Source organism: Duganella caerulea (genome assembly GCF_040362985.1).
In the GTDB taxonomy this organism is placed as follows: domain Bacteria; phylum Pseudomonadota; class Gammaproteobacteria; order Burkholderiales; family Burkholderiaceae_D; genus Rugamonas; species Rugamonas vulcania.
On sequence record NZ_BPWJ01000008.1, the window covers coordinates 276,227 to 294,377 of the forward strand.

The following is an 18,151-nucleotide window of genomic DNA, read 5'->3' on the forward strand; positions in this document are numbered from 1 at the left end:
CATGAGTCAGGTGACAACAATCAAATAGCGTCCGCCGCGACAAGCAGCGGCGGACGCCCGGGGTCTTGCTAGCGGCCGTAGCCTTCGTTCAAACGCTGGTAGCCGGGAATGCTGTTCTTCATCGCCTCCAGCGGGCTGCCCACGCCCAGGTGCGACAGGCCGTTCAGCTCGAGCTGGAAGAAGATCGGCGTCGACGCCTTGGTCGAGGTGGTCACGAAGCGCTGCGCGCCCATGCGGAACACCCAGCAGTCGCCGTTGTATTCCAGCCCGACCAGGCTCTCCAGGATCTTCTTGTCCTGCACCGAGTAGCTGACCCGGCCCACGCCGTACCAGCGCTGGAAGATCGGCCACTGGCTCGACAGCTCGATGTTCTTGAAGCTGCCGCGCAGGTAGCGGTAGCCGGCGTTGAGCACCTTCTTCTGCCCCGGCGACCATTGCGCGGTGTAGCTCTCGGACACCACGCGGCGCGAGCTCGGGCTGTACTGCACCGCGCTGTCGAAGCCCCAGGTCTCGGAGATGCGCCCGGTCGCGGCCAGCAGCATGTCCGAGCGCGAGTCCACCACCGGCGTGGTCGAGGCCAGCTGCACGCGCTGGTCGCGGAAGTAGAAGCGCTGGCCGAACGCCAGGCGCAGCGTCTCGGCGCCGGCCGCGTCCAGGAAGCGCGACACCAGCGCGGCGGTCAGCTGGTTGGCGTCGCCGATGCGGTCCGAGCCGACGAAGCGGTTCTCGCTGAAGATCTGGCTGAAGTTGAAGGTGGCGGCGTCGGTGTCGAAGGTCGGGAACTGGCTCTGGTCGCGGTACGGCGTGTTCACGTAGAACAGGCGCGGCTCCAGCGTCTGGGTCATGTCGCGGCCGCCGAACTTGATGTCGCGCTCGAACACCAGGCCCGAGTCCACCGAGAACGTCGGCACCACGCGCGACAGGTTCTCGGACGCCTGCGTGCCGTAGGCGTCAAGCTGGTAGCTGGCCAGGTTGACCATCAGCTTGGGCGTGACGAAGTAGCTGGGGCCGACGATCGGGTAGCTCACCTGCGGGATCGCCACCAGCCGCGTGCCGTTGATCAGGGTCGGGTGGTAGAAGCGGGTCAGCTCGCTGTCGAGCGCCCAGTCGAAGCCGCCCGCCACGTCGTACTGGGCCGCGTGCAGGTTGATCGCCGGCAGCCGGTCGTACGGGCGCGAGACGAACAGCGAGGGGTCGACCGCCGATTCCGGGTCCTGCAGCACCTGGTACTTCTGCACCCGCGCGGTCAGGGTCCAGAACTCGCCGTGGTAGTCGGTGCGCAGCTCGCGCAGCAGCTGGCGCTCGGTCGAGCTCGACACGGTCTTGGAAAAATCGTTCGGATAGTTGTTGTCCGACGCCGCCCGCAGGCTCCAGCTGTAGGCCCAGTCCTTGGACAGTTCCTGGTTGTGGATGGACTTGATCATCCAGCGGTCGGTCGAGCCGCCGGCCGTGGGCGGCACGTACTGCTTGTCGTGCGGCAGGTACTCGACATAGGTCTCGCCCTGGTACAGGCCGCCGGCGGCCTCGCCCAGGTAGCGGCCGTTGGCGCCCAGCTGGAAGCCGCGCCGCGGGATGATTTTCGGGTACACCGTCAGGTCGCGGTTGGGCGCGATGTTGAAGTAGTACGGCACGGTCAGCTCGGCCGCGCCCTTGGAGCCGAAGCCCGGCATCGGCGACAGCCAGCCCGAGCGGCGCGCGCCCGACAGCGAGAACGACATCGCCGGCGTGCCCAGGATCGGCACGTCCTTGAAGTAGATGATGGTCTGGCCGGCGGTGCCGACGTCGCGCCCGGAGTCCAGGTTCAAGGTGTTCGAGCGCAAATACCAGTCCGGCGTCGGGCCCTGGCAGGTGCTGTAGGTGCCGTTGACCACCACCGCCTCGTCCTCGTTGAGGAAGTTGATGCGCTCGGCCTTGCCCTGGGCGTGGTTGGCCTCCAGCTGGTACGTCGGGTTGAGCATATAGCCCTTGCCGCTGTCCATGTTCAGCTTGAGCTCGTCGCCGGTGAAATAGTCGCCGAAGCGCCAGATCTTCACATGGCCCTTGGCCTCGACCTCGTCCTCGACCTGGCGGTAGCACGCGGTGTCGGCCTTGACCCGGGTCTTGTCCTTGACCAGCTCGGCGTCGCGCTCCAGCGTGATCTCACGCTCGGGGCGACCGCTGATGTCCTCGGCCTGGATGGTGGTGACCGCGTTCTTGTCCTCCACCCGCGGCGCGCGCGCCTTCGGCGGCAGGCTCTGGGCGTGGGCCGGCAGGGCCGCGATGGCGGCGGCGATGGCAGTCAGGGCAAACGCCCAGCGATGCGGGGGTGTGGGGGGGGCCGGAAGCCAGCGCATGCGACTCATGAAAAGAAGGGAGGAAACACCATGACAGGCGATTTTTTGATTTGAATCCCTTATTATATGGGAATCTTCACCCAACACCGGATTCCGGGCCCCGCTTAATGTCTTTATTACAGAATTTAACTTCCGATACATCTTCCGACCCGCGTCTGGAACAGCTGACCGCCTGGCTGGCCACGCTGAACGTGGTGGACGTCGCCAGCGCCCGTCCGGCCTCGGCCGACGCCAGCTTCCGCCGCTATTTCCGCGTCGATGTGTTGCCTGAACAGCAAGCCGCGCTGGGCGCCACCCTGGTCGTCATGGACGCGCCGCCCGAGCGCGAGAACGTGCTGGCCTATGTCAAGCTGGACGAAATGCTGGCCCACGCCGGCGTCAGCGTGCCGCGCATCGTCGCCACCGACTACGAGCGCGGCTTCCTGCTGATGTCCGACCTGGGCGTGACCACCTACCTGCAGGTGCTGGACCACGACAACGCCTCGACCATGTACGCCGAGGCGCTGGAGGCGCTGGTCAAGTTCCAGCTGACCAGCCAGCCGGGCGTGCTGCCCGAGTACGACCGCGCCTTCATGCTGCGCGAGATGAGCCTGTTCCCCGAGTGGTACATCGGCAAGCACCTGAACGCCACGCTGACCGACAAGCAAACCGCCGAGCTGCAGGGCGTGTTCGACGCCATCCTGGCCAACGTCACGGCCCAGCAGCAGGTGTATGTGCACCGCGACTTCCACTCGCGCAACCTGATGTGGATGGATGCCGGCAACCCCGGCGTGCTGGACTTCCAGGACGCGCTGTACGGCCCGATCACCTACGACCTGGCCTCGCTGCTGCGCGACGCCTACGTGCAGTGGGACGAGGAGCTGGTGCTGGACTGGGCGATCCGCTACTGGCAGCACGCCAAGGCGGTCGGCCTGCCGGTCAACCCGGACATCGACGGCTTCTACCAGGACTTCGAGTACGCCGGCCTGCAGCGCCACCTGAAGATCCTCGGCCTGTTCTGCCGCCTGAACTACCGCGACGGCAAGGACCAGTACCTGCACGACCTGCCGACCGTGATGGACTACGTGCGCAAGACCGCCGGCCGCTACAAGGAGCTGCGGCCGCTGGTGCGCCTGCTCGACCAGCTGGAAGACAAGCAGCCGCAAGTCGGCTACACCTTCTGAGGCGGCGCGCATGAAAGCCATGATCTTCGCCGCCGGACGCGGCGAACGTATGCGTCCGCTGACCGACACCACGCCCAAGCCGCTGCTCAAGGTGCGCGGCCGGCCGCTGATCGTCTGGCACATCCTCAACCTGGTGCGGGCCGGCATCACCGAGATCGTCATCAACCACGCCCACCTGGGCGACCAGATCGAGACCGCGCTGGGCGACGGCAGCCAGTTCGGCGCCAAGCTGATGTACTCGCGCGAAACCACCGCGCTGGAGACCGCCGGCGGCATCGCCACCGCGCGCCACCTGCTGGGCGAGGAGCCGTTCGTGGCGGTGTCGGGCGACATCTACATGCCCTACTTCGACTTCACCCAGGTCAAGGACGTGTTGCACGACAAGGACATGTGGGGCAATCCCTACCCGGCCGACCAGCGCGACATCTGCTGGCTCTACCTGGTGCCCAACCCGGACTTCCACCCCGAGGGCGACTTCGGGCTGACCATGTACACGCTGACCAACGAGGGCTCGCCGAAATGGACCTTCGGGAACGTCGGCGTCTACCGCCCTGAAATGTTCGACGGCATCGCGCCGGGCGAGCACGCCAAGCTTGGCCCGCTGATCCGCGCCTACATCGACAAGAAGCAGGTCGGCGGCGAGGTGTACGAGGGCGAATGGCACAACCTGGGCACGGTGCAGCAGCTCGACCTGCTCAACGCGCCGCCGGCCACGCGCCTGGCCGCCGCCAAGGGCGTGCAGTGATGGTCGCCGGGCTGCCAGACTACGCCGCCCGCCGCGCGCGCCTGCTGGCGCACATGCCGCCCGGCGCGGTGGCGGTGCTGCCGACCGCGCCCGAAGTGGCGCGCAACAGCGACAGCGAATACCTGTACCGCCACGACAGCTACTTCTACTACCTGACCGGCTTCGCCGAGCCGGAAAGCGTGGTGGTGCTGGTGGCCGCGCGCGGCGACGCGCCGGCGCGTTCCATCCTGTTCTGCCGGCAGAAGAACGTCGAGCGCGAGATCTGGGACGGCTTCCGCCACGGCCCGGACGGCGCGCGCGTGGCCTTCGGCTTCGACGACGCCCACCCGGTCGAGGACCTCGACGGCGAGATCGTCAAGCTGCTGGCCGACGCGCCGGCGCTGTACTACGCGCTGGGCAGCGCCCTGGACGCGCGGGTGCGCCAGTGGCTGTCCAGCGTCAAGGGCATGGCGCGCACCGGCGTCGGCGCGCCGGCCAGCGCGGTCGACCTGCTGCCGCTGCTCGACGAGATGCGCCTGTTCAAGGACGATGGCGAGCAGGCCACCATGCTGCGCGCCGCCACCATCTCGTCGCAGGCGCACGCGCGGGCGATGCGGGCGTCGCGGCCCGGCATGTACGAATACGAAATCGAGGCGGAGCTGCTTTACGAATTCCGCCGCAACGGCGCGCAGGCGCCGGCCTACAACTCCATCGTCGCCGCCGGCGCCAACGCCTGCGTGCTGCACTACAGCGCCAACAACGCGCAAAGCCGCGACGGCGATCTGATACTGATCGACGCCGGCTGCGAGCTCGATGGCTACGCTTCCGATATCACGCGCAGCTATCCGGTCAACGGCCGTTTCAGCGCGCCGCAGCGGCGGCTGTATGAACTGGTGCTGGCCGCGCAATCGGCGGCGCTGCAGGCCATCGTCCCCGGCCAGCCCTACTCCGGCGTGCACGAGGCGGCGGTGCAGGTGCTGGCGCAGGGCATGCTGGACCTGGGCCTGCTCAATCACGACACCCACGGCAGCGTGGCCGACATCATCGCCAACAAGCGCTACCTGCAGTTCTACATGCACGGCACGGGACACTGGCTGGGCATGGACGTGCACGACGTCGGCCAGTACCGCGACATGGCGGCCGAAGGCAAGCCGTCGCGCGCGCTGCAGGCGGGCATGGTGCTGACGGTGGAGCCGGGCATCTACGTGCGTCCGGCCGAAGGTGTGCCGGAAGAGTATTGGAACATCGGCATCCGCATCGAGGACGATGTGCTGGTCACGCCCGATGGTCACACGATACTGAGCGCCGCAGCGCCCAAGACGGTCGCCGAGATCGAACAACTGATGCAGTCTCAATGAACACACTCAATCAAGCAGAACCCGCGCAGCAAGGCAGCAACGACGCTCCATCCTATGACATCGCCATCTGCGGCGCAGGGCCGGCCGGCATGGCGTTGGCCGCGCTGCTGGCCCGGCGCGGCACGCCGGCGCAACGTATCGCCCTGATCGACGCCAAGACGCTGGAGCAAGCCAGCAACGATCCGCGCTCGATCGCGCTGTCGTGGGGAAGCCGCCAGATACTGGAGGAAATCGGCGCGTGGCCAACCGCCGCCACGGCGATCCATCAGATCCACGTATCGCGCCGCAGCCAGTTCGGCCGCAGCCTGATCGACCGCGATGAGCATAAACTGCCGGCGCTGGGTTATGTGCTGCGCTACGGCGATCTGGTGACGGCGCTGGGCGCGGTCTGCCAGCGCGCCGGCATCGCCACGCTGCGCCCGGCCCGCGTTGAAACCATAACTGAAGACGCCGACGCGGTCGCGCTGACCATCGCCGGCGCGGCCGCCACCACGACAGCCAAGCCAGACACAGCCGCCACTGGCGCCGCCGCAGCAGCAGCAACGCCCGCATCCGCCGCCGCAGGCGCCGCCCCTGCGGCCGCAGCCACCGCCATCACCGCCGCCATCGTCGTGCAGGCCGAAGGTGGTTTGTTCAGCGATCAGGAAAGCAAAGCGCAGCACCGCGATTACCAGCAGACCGCGATCATCGCGCAAGTACGCACCAGCCGCCCGATCGCGCACCGCGCCTACGAGCGCTTTACCGAACAAGGCCCGCTGGCCCTGCTGCCGCAAGGCGAAGAGTATTCGCTGGTCTGGTGCGTGCGTCCCGAAACCGCCGCCCGCCTGCAAGCGCTGGACGACGCAACCTTCCTCGCCGAACTGGGCGCCGCGTTCGGCGAGCGCCTCGGCACCTTCACGCGCTCGTCGCCGCGGCTGGCATTCCCCTTGGGCCTGAACGCCGATCCGCGCAGCACCGCGCGCACGGTCGCCATCGGCAACGCGGCGCAGACGCTGCATCCGGTGGCGGGACAAGGCCTGAACCTCGGCCTGCGCGACGTCGCCGTGCTGGCGCGCCTGCTGGCGCAAGGCGCGAATCCAGCCATGCTGGCGCAATTCACCGAACTGCGCCGCCAGGACCGCAACACCACCGTGCGCCTGACCGACACCATGGCCCGCATCTTCGCCAACGACTCGCCGGCACAAGCCCTGCTGGGCCTGTCGCTGGCCGCCATCGACATGGTCGGCCCCGCGCGCGGCGTGCTGGCCGAGCTCATGATGTACGGCCGGCGTTGACCTGAGAATACACACAGGGGGTACCTTGCGCGCCTCCTTGGGGGAACCACGCTATTTCCGTCCTCTCGTTCCCATTCGTTTTCTCTATTTTCTTCTGAAATTCGCAGACAGCCGAGCGCAGAGACGAATCAAGAAAAATAGAAGGGAATAGAGAGCCGGAATAGTATCGCTCCCAGAAGGGCCGTGCAGATACCCCCATACATACCCCTGCGCGGTTCCGGGCTCAGGTGCGCGTGATCGAAGCGCCGCCATCGACCAGCGACGCGGTGCCGGTGACGAAGGACGAATCGTCCGAAGCCAGATACAGCACCGAGCGCGCCAATTCCTCCGGCTGCGCCACGCGCTTCAGCGCATGCAGGTTGGTGACAAAGGAAGCCGCTTCCGGCGTGTTGTTCATATCGCGATACATCGCCGTATCGACCGCGCCCGGCAGCACCGAATTCACCCGCACACCCTGCGCGCCGTATTCCGAAGCCAGCGCCTGCGTCAGGCCGATCAGGCCCGCCTTGCTGGCCGCATAAGCCGCTACGCCGGGGAAGGCAAAGCTGTAGCCGACGAAGGTCGAAGTGAAGATCACCGAACCGCCGCCATGCTTGATCATTTGAGGAATCTGATGCTTCGCGCCGAGGAAGGCGCTGGTCAGGTTGGCGGCGATGGTCTCGTTCCAGCCCTGCTCCGAAACACCGGTGGACTCGCCCATCTCGCCCAGCGTACCGGCGTTGTTGTAGGCGATATCCAGCCGCCCGAACGCCTCGACGGCGGCGGCGACCAGTTGTGCATTGAACGATTCGGAAGTGACGTCGCCGGCCAGCGCGATGGCGGTGCCGCCGTCGGCGGCGATTTCCGCCACCAGCGACTCCAGCTCGGGCAGACGGCGCGCGGCGACAACGACACGCGCGCCTTCAGCGGCAAACAGTTTGGCCGTAGCGCGGCCGATGCCCGACGATGCGCCAGTAACGATGGCGACTTTGTTTTGCAAACGGTTCATGGTGAGACTCCTTGAGGTGGGTTGATGTAGCCATCGTATGCCTCATCAATCCCACCATCAATCGGCCAAAAGCCAATGAACCATTCACAAAAGCTGAATCAAGCTTACTCCACAGCCTTGACCATGTCCTCGATGACCTTCTTCGCGTCACCGAACACCATCATCGTATTCGCCTGGTAGAACAGCTCATTATCCAGCCCCGCATAACCGGAAGCCATCGAACGCTTGTTGACGATGATGCTCTTGGCCTTGTACGCCTCCAGGATCGGCATGCCGGCGATCGGGGACTTCGGATCTTTGGCGGCCGGGTTGACCACGTCGTTGGCGCCCAGGATCAGCACCACGTCGGTCTGGCCGAATTCGCCGTTGATATCCTCCATCTCGAACACCTGGTCGTACGGCACCTCGGCCTCCGCCAGCAGCACGTTCATGTGGCCCGGCATGCGGCCCGCCACCGGGTGGATCGCATACTTCACGGTCACGCCCTTGTGGGTCAGCTTCTCGACCAGCTCCTTGAGCGAATGCTGCGCGCGCGCCACCGCCAGGCCGTAGCCCGGCACGATGATCACGCTTTCCGCATTGGCCATGATGAACGCCGCATCGTCGGCCGAACCGGATTTGACCGGACGCTGTTCCTTCGCGCCGCCCGCACCCGCCTCCGCAGGAGCGCCGCCGAAGCCGCCCAGGATCACGTTGAAGAACGAACGGTTCATCGCCTTGCACATGATGTACGACAGGATCGCGCCGGACGAGCCGACCAGCGAACCGGCGATGATCAGCATCGCGTTATTCAGCGAGAAGCCAATGCCCGCCGCAGCCCAACCGGAGTAGGAGTTCAGCATCGACACCACCACCGGCATGTCGGCGCCGCCGATCGGGATGATGATCAACACGCCCAGCACGAAGGCGATCGCGGTCATGACCAGGAACGGCAGCCATGCAGGCTCGGTGCCGCCGGCGAAGCAGAACGCCAGCCCCAGGCCCACCATGACGATGGCCAGGATCAGGTTCAGCATGTGCTGGCCGGCGAAGCTGACCGGCGCGCCCTGGAACAAACGGAACTTGTATTTGCCCGACAGCTTGCCGAACGCGATCACCGAACCGGAGAACGTGATCGCGCCGACGAAGGTACCGATGAACAGCTCGATGCGATTCCCGAACGGCAGCGCCTCGCCCACGGCGGCGATGCCGAAGGCGTGCGGCTCCGACACCGCGGACACCGCGATGCAGACTGCGGCCAAACCGATCAGCGAGTGCATCGCCGCCACCAGTTCCGGCATCTTGGTCATCTCGACCTTCTTGGCCAGCACCGCGCCGATGCCGCCGCCGACGATCACGCCCAGCGCCACCAGGCCGAGGCCCATGCCGCCCGACGCGCCGGCAGTCGCCGCCGCCGTGGCTTCCGCCTTCAGCTTGAGGATCAACGCGATGGTGGTCACGGCGGCAATCGCCATGCCCGACATGCCGAACGCATTACCGGTGCGCGCCGTGGCCGGCGACGACAACCCTTTCAACGCCTGGATGAAGCACACCGATGCGATCAGGTACATCATCGTCACCAGGTTCATGGAGATGAAATTCATGCGTGATCTCCCTTCTTCGCTTTAGGCTCTTTTTTCTTGAACATCTCCAGCATGCGCTGCGTGACCAAAAAACCGCCGAACACATTAACGGCGGCCAGCGCCACCGCGACGGTGCCGGCGACCTGGCCGATGACGCCCTCGGTCAGCGAGGCCGCCAGCATGGCGCCAACGATGATGATCGCCGAGACGGCGTTGGTGACCGCCATCAGCGGCGTATGCAGCGCCGGCGTCACGGTCCAGACCACGTGGTAGCCGACATAAATGGCGAGCACGAAGATGATCAGATTGATGATGGTGTGGCTGACTTCCATGTTTGACTCCCCTATTATTTTCTAAGCAGCTCGCCGCCGCTGCACAACAGCGTGGCCTTGATGATTTCGTCTTCGCGATCGATCACCAGTTTGTCTTCCTTGTCGATGATCAGCTTGAGGAAGTCCAGCACATTGCGCGCGTACAGCGCCGACGCGTCGGCCGCCACCAGCGTCGCCAGGTCCGGCTCGCCGACGATGTGCACGCCGTGCTTGACCACCGTCTTGTTCAGTTCCGACAGCGGGCAGTTGCCGCCCTGCGACACGGCCAGGTCGACGATCACCGAGCCCGGTTTCATCGCCTTCACGGTCTCCTCGGAGATCAGCACCGGCGCCGGCCGGCCGGGGATCAACGCGGTGGTGATGATGATGTCGGCCAGCTTGGCGCGTTCGTGCACCAGCTCCGCCTGGCGGCGCATCCAGTCCGCCGGCATCGGCCGCGCGTAGCCGCCCACGCCCTTGGCGATTTCCTTCTCCTCGTCGGTCAGGAAAGGCACGTCGATGAACTTCGCGCCCAGCGACTCCACCTGCTCCTTGACCGGCGGGCGCACGTCGGACGCCTCGATCACCGCGCCCAGCCGCTTGGCCGTGGCGATCGCCTGCAGCCCGGCCACGCCCACGCCCATGATCAGCACCCGCGCCGCCTTGACCGTGCCGGCCGCCGTCATCAGCATCGGCATGAAGCGCTGGTAGGTATTGGCCGCCACCATCACCGCCTTGTAGCCGGCGATGTTGGCCTGCGACGACAGCACGTCCATCGACTGCGCGCGCGTGATGCGCGGCACCGCCTCCAGCGCGAACGCCTGCAGGCCTGCCGCCGCCATCGCCGCGTTGTTGTCCGCGTCGAAGGGATTCAACATGCCGATCACCACCGTGCCGGCCGGGATCAGCGCGCGTTCCTCGGCGTTGGGGGCACGCACTTTCAACACCACCTCCGCGGCGAAGGCTTCCGCCGCGCCGACGATCTGTGCGCCGGCGGCCACGTAGGCCTCGTCGGTGACCGACGCCAAAAGTCCGGCGCCGGCCTGCACGATCACTTGATGCTTGGCTGCGAGCTTCTTGACTGTCTCGGGCGTCGCCGCCACCCGGGTTTCTCCCGGCCGCGTCTCGGCCGGTATGCCTACTCTCATGGTGCCTCCAAATGATTAATAAACTGACTAGAATCTAACACGGAATGCCGGGACAGCATCGCCCCTCGTTGGCCCCATCATACTTAATATATATTTATCAATAAATAGCGCATTTATCACATCATTTATTACTATTTATCACGAATTGCAGTTAAAACACTGAATTTTTCGCAAGGCAGCCAGTCAAACACGGATTAACACAACAAACCTTGCGAAATTTCAATACGAACCCACCTTTCCGTGCAGGCGGGTTCAAACCAAATGGCCGGAACAGGCTAAAATGTCGGCTCTTTCAAGGATGACTCATGCCGCGTATCTGGAAACCCTCTGTTACTGTTGCCGCCATCGTCGAAAAAGATGGCAAATTCTTGCTGATCGAAGAAGAGACCAGCGATGGCATCCGCATCAACCAGCCGGCCGGTCACCTCGACCCGCACGAATCGCTGGAGCAGGCCGTCATCCGCGAAACGCTGGAGGAAACCGCGCACGACTTCACGCCGACCGCGCTGGTGGGCATGTACATGTCGCGCTACACCTCCAACCGCACCGGCGAGGAAGTGACGTATTTGCGCTTCACCTTCTGCGGCGTGCCGGGCGCCAAGCATGACCGTCCGCTGGACGAAGGCATCCTGCGCACCATGTGGCTCACGCGCGACGAACTGGCCGCCTGCGCCGACCGTCACCGCAGCCCGACGGTGCTGCAATGCGTGGACGAATACCTGGCCGGGCGCCGCGCCCCGCTGGAACTGATACAAACCCACACCTCGGTGTACAAGGAAGCGGCCAACGCCGCGAATGGATGAAAGTAAGATGAGCAAGAAAAAGGTCGTGATCGGCATGTCAGGCGGGGTCGACTCCTCGGTCGCGGCGTGGATGCTCAAGGAACAGGGCTACGACGTGGTCGGCCTGTTCATGAAGAACTGGGAAGACGACGACGACTCCGAGTACTGCTCCACGCGCCAGGACTGGATCGACGCGGCCAGCGTGGCCGACGTCATCGGCGTCGACATCGAGGCGGTCAACTTCGCCAGCGAATACAAGGACCGCGTGTTCGCCGACTTCCTGCGCGAATACCAGGCCGGCCGCACGCCCAACCCGGACGTGCTGTGCAACGCCGAGATCAAGTTCAAGGCCTTCCTCGACCACGCGATGCACCTGGGCGCCGACCTGATCGCCACCGGCCACTACGCGCGCGTGCGCCAGAACGGCGGCCGCCACGAGCTGCTCAAGGCGGTCGACCACACCAAGGACCAGAGCTACTTCCTGCACCGCCTCAACCAGGCGCAGTTGTCCAAGACCTTGTTCCCGCTGGGCGAGATCCCCAAGACCGAGGTGCGCAAGATCGCCGAGAAGCTGGCCCTGCCCAACGCGGCCAAGAAGGATTCGACCGGCATCTGCTTCATCGGCGAGCGGCCGTTCCGCGAATTCCTCAACCGCTACCTGTCGTACAAGCCGGGCCCGATGAAGACGCCGGACGGCAAGGTGGTGGGCGAGCACGTGGGCCTGAGCTTCTACACGCTGGGCCAGCGCAAGGGCATCGGCGTCGGCGGCATGAAGGCGTACAAGAACCCGGACGGCAGCAGCGACGCCTGGTACGTGGCGCGCAAGGACGTGGCCGAGAACACGCTGTACATCGTGCAGGGCCACGACCATCCGTGGCTGCTGTCGTCGACCTTGCGCGCAGACCAGGCCAGCTGGATCGCCGGCGAGGCGCCGACCGCGCGCGCGATGTCGGCCAAGACCCGCTACCGCCAGGCCGACGTGGCGTGCGAGATCGCCCCGGAAGGCGATTCCGATTTCGCGTTGAAGTTCATGGAAGCCCAGTGGGCGGTGACGCCGGGCCAGTCGGCCGTGCTGTACGACGGCGACGTCTGCCTCGGCGGCGGCATCATCGACAGCTCGACCTTCGCCGCCTGACGGGGAAGGACTAGCCGGCGGAGGGCTCGCCGCCCTCGGCCTCGGGCGCGTCCGGCGCGCCGGCCTCCCTGGCCAATGCCGCGCGCTGGCGCTTGACCATGGCGATCACCGTATTGCGTATCGTGTTGAGCACCGTGTCGGCCTTGAACGGCTTGACGATGAAACCGTTCACGCCCATCGCGTGCGCGGCCTGGATGGTGGCGGCGTCGAATTCGCTCGAGACCATGAAGATCAGCGTCTTCGGCCAGTTGGTCTTGATCTCGCGCACAACGTCCTCGCCGTTCTCGATCTGCTCGCGGGCGATGCAGACGATGTGGGGATTATGCTTGATCAGCAGCGCCAGGCCGCTGGCGCAGGTGTGGCTCTGGCCCACCACGTCATAGCCGCCATCGAGCAGGACCGTGTTGAGCAGGCCGCGCGCGATCGCGCTGGTGTCGATAATGACCGCTTTTAACATCTTGCAAACCTTGTCTTAGTGGGCGCGCGCTCAGTTCCGGTCCCACGCCAGCATATTCCAGCTCACGCCGACCCGCACGTCCGTTTTTAATTGCACCAATTGTTTCGAAAGATACAGCATTTCGCGTTCTTTTCGTAGAGTTTCGCCCAGCGTGTCCTTCAGAATGCCCGCCCCGGCCATGATCCCGTCCAGAGTGCCGTATGTACGCAACAGTCGCGCCGCCTTCTTGACGCCGACCTTGGACACGCCGGGGATGGAGTCGGTGGGGTCGCCCATCAGCGCCAGCAGGTCCGGCAGCTGCTCGGGCGGCACGCCCCACTTGCGCTCGACCCAGGCGTGGTCGTGCCACTCGCTTTTGAAGTGGTCCCACACGCGGGCGCCCTGCGCGATCAGGCCGTGCAGGTCCTTGTCGGTGGTGGCCACGGTGGCCTCGCCGCGGCCGTCGGCCAGCCAGCGCAGCACCACGGTGCCGATCACGTCGTCGGCCTCGACCTCGGGCAGCGACACCACATGCAGGCCGATGCCGCGCAGCTTGTCGTAGAAGGCCGGCAGCGCCTCGCGCAGCGGCGCCGGCATCGGCGCGCGGCCCTCGCGGTAGCCGGCGTACAGCGCATGGCGCCAGGTGGGGCCGCCGAAATCGAAGGCCGGCAGCACGTGGGTGGGTTCGTGGTCGTTGACCAGTTTGCGGAACGAGGACAGCGCGTGGCGCAGCGCGATCTCGGCCTTCTCGGCGCTATCGGGTTCGGGGCTGGCTTCGTAGACGCGGCGCACGATATTGAGGCCGTCGATGGCAAGGAGTCTACCCATGTTCAACATCATCCGGGCTTGTTCAATCCATCATTTTACCCGACCTGCCTCACCCCTTGTCCGATTCGGGATTGCATCCGCCTTGAATCGGCCTATGATTTGAGCATGCGCAGATCAATGGAGGCGACCATGCTTATCGCTATTTCGCTATCGGAATTCAGGGAGCAGGCGCCCGCCATCTACCGGCGCCTGATCGAGTCCGGCGGACCGCTCTACGTGGAGATGGATGGCCGGGCTGTCATGGAAATACGAAAGTTCCAACAGGGGCCCACGATAACGCACGATCCGGTGCGCGGCGTGGTACTGAACGATGGCGACGTCGTCTCGCCACTCGAGCCAGACGGATATGAGCCATTCGAATGATCATGCTCGATACGCATGCGTTGATCTGGTGGCGCGACAGCAGTGCCAGACTCTCGCCAAACGCCAGGGCCGCCATAGCGCAAGAAGCGCAAGGCGGTAAAATTGGCATATCCGCTTTCTCGTTCTGGGAAATTGCCTTGCTGGTCGAGCACAATCGACTAAGACTGCCGCTGGACCTTGCCAGTTGGCTGGCCGCGGTGGAGGCAATCGACCGCATGCGCTTCATTCCGGTCGATAATGAAATCGCTGTGACGTCCGTTCAGCTCCCTCCGGGTCTGCACAAGGATCCGGCACCGCATCATCGTTACCACCGCCATGATGCTCAATGTGCCCATCGTGACCGCGGACCTGAAGATTCAAGCCTATCCGCACGTGCAAACCATCTGGCAGCGCCTTACTTCAGCAGTTCGTACGGCCCGCCGCGCTCGAGCGCGCGCTGGAACGCCGGGCGGCTGTGGATGCGCTTGAGGAAGGCGGTCAGGTTGGGACGGCTGGCGTCCAGCCCCGCGCGCGCGGCGGCCGCCTCCAGCGGAAAACTCATCTGGATATCGGCCGCGCTGAACTCGGCGCCGGCGAACCACGGCCGCTTGCTCAACTCCGCCTCCAGGTAATCCAGGTGCGCGGCGATCTGCGGCTCGATGTAGCCGCCCTTGACCTTTTGCGCGATGCCGCGCGCGATCGGCTTGACGAAGAACGGCGCCGGACTGTTCTCCACCCGGTCGAAGATCAGCTTCATCAGCAACGGCGCCATCGCCGAGCCTTCCGCGTAATGCAGGAAATACGTCCAGCGGCGGCGCTCCTCGGTGCCGGCCGGCGGCACCAGCCGGCCATGGCCGTAGGTCTCCACCAGGTACTCGATGATCGCGCCCGACTCCGCCACCACGATGTCGCCGTCGCTGATCACCGGCGACTTGCCCAGCGGGTGGATGGCGCGCAGCTCGGGCGGCGCCAGCATGGTCTTCGGGTCGCGCTGGTAGCGCACGATCTCGTAGTCCAGCTCCAGCTCCTCGAGCAGCCAGAGCACGCGCTGCGAGCGCGAATTGTTCAGATGGTGGACCACGATCATGGTGAGCTTCCCGCAAAAACGCGGCCGAGCGCCGCAACCCCGCTACTTTAGCATCGTTGGCAACCTTGCGCGCCTCCGGCCAGAGAGCGATGGATTCCCGGGAGGAACAGCAGTACACTGCGCCATCAGCCGCCCACCGGAGTGTCCATGAACCTGTTGTCCCCGCGTTACCTCGTCTTCATCGCCGCCATCGTCACGCTGGTGGCCTCGCTGGCCCTGGCCGCGCCCTGGTGGATCCCGCTGACGGCCGCCGCGCTGACCGTGGTCGGCATCACAGACCTGCTGCAAACCAAACGCGCGCTGCGCCGCAACTACCCGATCCTGGCGCACTTCCGCTTCTTCTTCGAATCGATCCGCCCCGAGATCCGCCAGTACTTCCTGGAGGACGACACCGTGGCCGAGCCGTTCTCGCGCAACCAGCGCAGCATCGTCTACCAGCGCGCCAAGATGGACACCGACAAGCGCCCCTTCGGCACCCAGCTCGACGTCTACGCCCCCGGCTATGAATGGATCAACCACTCGATCAGCCCGGCGTCCGAGCAGCACCACGACTTCCGCATCGAGATCGGCAACCACCCGGACTGCCCGCGCGCCCAGCCCTACTCGGCCAGCGTGTTCAACATCTCGGCGATGAGCTTTGGCGCGCTGTCGGCCAACGCCATCCTGGCGCTCAACGGCGGCGCCAAGGCCGGCGGCTTCATGCACGACACCGGCGAAGGCAGCATCAGCCCCTACCACCGCCAGAACGGCGGCGACCTGGTGTGGGAGATCGGCTCCGGCTACTTCGGCTGCCGCAACCCCGACGGCACGTTCTCGGAGGCGAACTTCATCGCCAACGCCACCACGCCGCAGGTCAAGATGATCGAGCTGAAGATGTCGCAGGGCGCCAAGCCCGGCCACGGCGGCGTGCTGCCGGGCGCCAAGGTCACGATCGAAATCGCCACCACGCGCGGCGTGGCCATGGGCCAGGACTGCATCTCGCCTTCGAAGCACTCGGCCTTCAACACGCCGCTGGAGATGCTGGCCTTCATCGACCGCCTGCGCACGCTGTCGGGCGGCAAGCCGACCGGCTTCAAGCTGGCGATTGGCCATCCGTGGGAATTTTTCGGCATCGTCAAGGCCATGCTGGCCACCGGCATCACGCCCGACTTCATCGTGGTCGACGGCGGCGAGGGCGGCACCGGCGCCGCGCCGGTCGAGTTCACCGACCACATCGGCACGCCGCTGCAGGAAGCGCTGCTCTTGGTGCACAACACGCTGGTGGGCGCCAACCTGCGCGACAAGATCAAGATCGGCGCCTCGGGCAAGATCATCACCGCCTTCGACATCGCCCGCACCCTGGCGCTGGGCGCGGACTGGTGCAACTCGGCGCGCGGCTTCATGTTTGCGCTGGGCTGCATCCAGTCGCAGAGCTGCCACACCGACCGCTGCCCGACCGGCGTCGCCACCCAGGACCACGCCCGCCAGCGCGCGCTGGTGGTGCCGGACAAGACCCGGCGCGTCGCCAACTTCCACGAGAACACGTTGAAGGCGCTGGCCCAATTGATCGCCGCCGCCGGCCTGACGCACCCGTCGCAGCTGAAGGCGCATCATCTGGTGCGGCGCATCTCGCCCAACCAGGTCAAGCTGGCGTCGGCGCTGCTGCCCTACCTGGAGCCGGGCGAGCTGCTCGACCCGAGCCAGCTGTCACGCCTGCCGCCGGTGTTCGGCCTGTACTGGCCGATGGCGCAGGCGGAGTCGTTCAATCCGGTTTGCTAATCCGGGTACGGCAGATAGCCGCGACGGATCGCCCATTCCCGCAATACAGCGTTGATGCCCAGCTCCCACCCCTCGCCGGTTTTCCTGAAGACGTCGATCAGGTCTACATCGTAGTCGATGCTGATCTTCACCTTGGGCGCATCCGCAGGCGGCAACAAGCGCAAGCGCCACGGGCGAAATTGCGCCAGCTGCTCTTCCGTCATCGGCAACGCATCGGGATCGGATAAGGCTGCGGCGGTGATTGCCGCGTCCTCTTCCGGCGTCGAAAAAATGATCTTACTTTTGTCCAACATACGATATCTCCTCGCCTCCGTTTGCCTTGCGCAAACTAATAATTCGACGTTCGCGACCACGATCAACGAAGGTCACCTGAAACAAACGATGACCGATCAACCCTATTGCACATTCCCGGACTTCTGAGTAGTGATAGCGCTGATCTATCCAGATGACAGCGTTGTCCCAGTCAAACGCCGACGCCGCAGACAGCGATATGCCGTGCTTGCGCTGGTTGAGCTTGTCTTTCTTGGGATCGAAGGTGATCACCATGTTTCATCTTATCCGCAAAGATTAAGAAATCAACCACTATGCGGATAGATTAAACAGGCTGTGGCCGGCGCGTTTGCGCCGGCGCAGAGGGGCAGGAACTAGCGCTGCACGCGCAGCATGATGACGCGCTTGAGCGGCGCGGAGGTGGGCGCGTCGGACGATGCCGATGGCGTGGTTTCGCACGAGCCGCAGCTGGCGCAGCCGTCGCCGCAGCTCGATTTCGTGTTAAACAGTTTAGCCAGTTTATTCTGGTCGAAGCCGCGCCGCGACAGCACATAGACGATCTGTCTGCGCAAGGCCGCCGGCAAATACTTGGTGCAGAAATGCCCCAGCGCCGCCACCACAATCACCGCCACGATCACTTGCTGCCACATGC

The 18,151-nt window shown here is 65.1% G+C and carries 19 protein-coding genes and 1 pseudogene; 9 read left to right on the top strand and 11 right to left on the bottom strand.

Annotated elements, in window-relative coordinates; genetic code table 11:
- Window positions 1-68: 68 nt before the first annotated feature.
- On the bottom strand, window positions 69-2,333 hold the full coding sequence (locus ACUJB0_RS23645; protein WP_444847360.1) for an LPS-assembly protein LptD: 2,265 nt from the start codon (window positions 2,331-2,333) through the stop codon (window positions 69-71).
- A gap of 107 nt (window positions 2,334-2,440) precedes the next feature.
- Here ACUJB0_RS23645 and ACUJB0_RS23650 point away from each other — a divergent pair, with 107 nt between their 5' ends.
- The 4 genes from ACUJB0_RS23650 to ACUJB0_RS23665 are packed head-to-tail and all read left to right on the top strand — an operon-like array spanning window position 2,441 to window position 6,852.
- The gene (locus ACUJB0_RS23650; protein ID WP_444847361.1) at window positions 2,441-3,496 is read left to right on the top strand and encodes an aminoglycoside phosphotransferase family protein; all 1,056 of its coding nucleotides are present in this window, start codon (window positions 2,441-2,443) and stop codon (window positions 3,494-3,496) included.
- A gap of 10 nt (window positions 3,497-3,506) precedes the next feature.
- Window positions 3,507-4,241 carry an N-acetylmuramate alpha-1-phosphate uridylyltransferase MurU gene (murU, locus tag ACUJB0_RS23655; protein WP_444847362.1) on the top strand — a complete coding sequence of 245 codons (735 nt, stop codon included), beginning with the start codon at window positions 3,507-3,509 and terminating at the stop codon, window positions 4,239-4,241.
- On the top strand, window positions 4,241-5,578 hold the full coding sequence (locus ACUJB0_RS23660) for an aminopeptidase P N-terminal domain-containing protein (protein WP_444847363.1): 1,338 nt from the start codon (window positions 4,241-4,243) through the stop codon (window positions 5,576-5,578). The genes murU and ACUJB0_RS23660 overlap by 1 nt, the downstream gene beginning before the upstream one ends.
- Window positions 5,575-6,852, top strand: coding sequence for an FAD-dependent monooxygenase (locus ACUJB0_RS23665; protein WP_444847364.1), 1,278 nt, complete (start codon window positions 5,575-5,577; stop codon window positions 6,850-6,852). Before ACUJB0_RS23660 ends, ACUJB0_RS23665 begins: the two co-directional genes overlap by 4 nt.
- 223 nt (window positions 6,853-7,075) lie before the next feature.
- Here ACUJB0_RS23665 and ACUJB0_RS23670 read toward each other — a convergent pair whose 3' ends face one another.
- The 4 genes from ACUJB0_RS23670 to ACUJB0_RS23685 all read right to left on the bottom strand — a co-directional run bounded on the left by ACUJB0_RS23670 (window position 7,076) and on the right by ACUJB0_RS23685 (window position 10,861).
- Window positions 7,076-7,840 (bottom strand): SDR family oxidoreductase, encoded by a 765-nt coding sequence (locus ACUJB0_RS23670; RefSeq protein ID WP_117014133.1) that lies wholly within the window; start codon window positions 7,838-7,840, stop codon window positions 7,076-7,078.
- Between the two features lie 104 nt (window positions 7,841-7,944).
- Window positions 7,945-9,423 (bottom strand): NAD(P)(+) transhydrogenase (Re/Si-specific) subunit beta, encoded by a 1,479-nt coding sequence (locus tag ACUJB0_RS23675; protein WP_444847365.1) that lies wholly within the window; start codon window positions 9,421-9,423, stop codon window positions 7,945-7,947.
- On the bottom strand, window positions 9,420-9,734 hold the full coding sequence (locus ACUJB0_RS23680; protein ID WP_117014135.1) for a proton-translocating transhydrogenase family protein: 315 nt from the start codon (window positions 9,732-9,734) through the stop codon (window positions 9,420-9,422). The genes ACUJB0_RS23675 and ACUJB0_RS23680 overlap by 4 nt, the downstream gene beginning before the upstream one ends.
- Window positions 9,735-9,748: 14 nt before the next feature.
- A complete protein-coding gene (locus ACUJB0_RS23685; RefSeq protein WP_444847366.1) occupies window positions 9,749-10,861 on the bottom strand; it encodes a Re/Si-specific NAD(P)(+) transhydrogenase subunit alpha in 1,113 nt (370 codons plus the stop codon).
- A 305-nt stretch (window positions 10,862-11,166) separates the two neighbouring features.
- Here ACUJB0_RS23685 and ACUJB0_RS23690 point away from each other — a divergent pair, with 305 nt between their 5' ends.
- Both ACUJB0_RS23690 and mnmA read left to right on the top strand, forming a co-directional pair.
- Window positions 11,167-11,664, top strand: a complete 498-nt coding sequence (locus ACUJB0_RS23690; RefSeq protein ID WP_117014137.1) for an NUDIX hydrolase — start codon at window positions 11,167-11,169, stop codon at window positions 11,662-11,664.
- A 7-nt stretch (window positions 11,665-11,671) separates the two neighbouring features.
- On the top strand, window positions 11,672-12,778 hold the full coding sequence (mnmA, locus tag ACUJB0_RS23695; protein WP_444847367.1) for a tRNA 2-thiouridine(34) synthase MnmA: 1,107 nt from the start codon (window positions 11,672-11,674) through the stop codon (window positions 12,776-12,778).
- A 10-nt stretch (window positions 12,779-12,788) separates the two neighbouring features.
- On the opposite strand, the gene ACUJB0_RS23700 is transcribed toward mnmA, so the two are convergent.
- Both ACUJB0_RS23700 and ACUJB0_RS23705 read right to left on the bottom strand, forming a co-directional pair.
- Entirely contained in the window at window positions 12,789-13,235 is a 447-nt protein-coding gene (locus ACUJB0_RS23700) for a response regulator (RefSeq protein ID WP_444847368.1), read from the bottom strand.
- A gap of 30 nt (window positions 13,236-13,265) precedes the next feature.
- Entirely contained in the window at window positions 13,266-14,042 is a 777-nt protein-coding gene (locus tag ACUJB0_RS23705) for a 5'-3' exonuclease (RefSeq protein WP_444847369.1), read from the bottom strand.
- 129 nt (window positions 14,043-14,171) lie between these two features.
- On the opposite strand from ACUJB0_RS23705, the gene ACUJB0_RS23710 reads away from it, so the two are divergent.
- Window positions 14,172-14,405 carry a hypothetical protein gene (locus ACUJB0_RS23710; RefSeq protein WP_444847370.1) on the top strand — a complete coding sequence of 78 codons (234 nt, stop codon included), beginning with the start codon at window positions 14,172-14,174 and terminating at the stop codon, window positions 14,403-14,405.
- A 2-nt stretch (window positions 14,406-14,407) separates the two neighbouring features.
- Window positions 14,408-14,617, top strand: a pseudogene (locus ACUJB0_RS23715) (PIN domain-containing protein); the annotation flags it as partial.
- A gap of 182 nt (window positions 14,618-14,799) precedes the next feature.
- Here ACUJB0_RS23715 and ACUJB0_RS23720 read toward each other — a convergent pair.
- A complete protein-coding gene (locus ACUJB0_RS23720) occupies window positions 14,800-15,471 on the bottom strand; it encodes a glutathione S-transferase (RefSeq protein ID WP_444847371.1) in 672 nt (223 codons plus the stop codon).
- A gap of 147 nt (window positions 15,472-15,618) precedes the next feature.
- Here ACUJB0_RS23720 and ACUJB0_RS23725 point away from each other — a divergent pair, with 147 nt between their 5' ends.
- Entirely contained in the window at window positions 15,619-17,229 is a 1,611-nt protein-coding gene (locus ACUJB0_RS23725) for an FMN-binding glutamate synthase family protein (protein ID WP_444847372.1), read from the top strand.
- Here ACUJB0_RS23725 and ACUJB0_RS23730 read toward each other — a convergent pair.
- The 3 genes from ACUJB0_RS23730 to ACUJB0_RS23740 all read right to left on the bottom strand — a co-directional run bounded on the left by ACUJB0_RS23730 (window position 17,226) and on the right by ACUJB0_RS23740 (window position 18,149).
- Window positions 17,226-17,522, bottom strand: a complete 297-nt coding sequence (locus ACUJB0_RS23730; RefSeq protein WP_444847373.1) for a BrnA antitoxin family protein — start codon at window positions 17,520-17,522, stop codon at window positions 17,226-17,228. The genes ACUJB0_RS23725 and ACUJB0_RS23730 overlap by 4 nt on opposite strands.
- On the bottom strand, window positions 17,506-17,775 hold the full coding sequence (locus ACUJB0_RS23735) for a BrnT family toxin (RefSeq protein ID WP_444847374.1): 270 nt from the start codon (window positions 17,773-17,775) through the stop codon (window positions 17,506-17,508). The genes ACUJB0_RS23730 and ACUJB0_RS23735 overlap by 17 nt, the downstream gene beginning before the upstream one ends.
- Before the next feature lie 98 nt (window positions 17,776-17,873).
- Entirely contained in the window at window positions 17,874-18,149 is a 276-nt protein-coding gene (locus tag ACUJB0_RS23740) for a DUF6587 family protein (protein WP_444847375.1), read from the bottom strand.
- Window positions 18,150-18,151 lie beyond the last annotated feature (2 nt).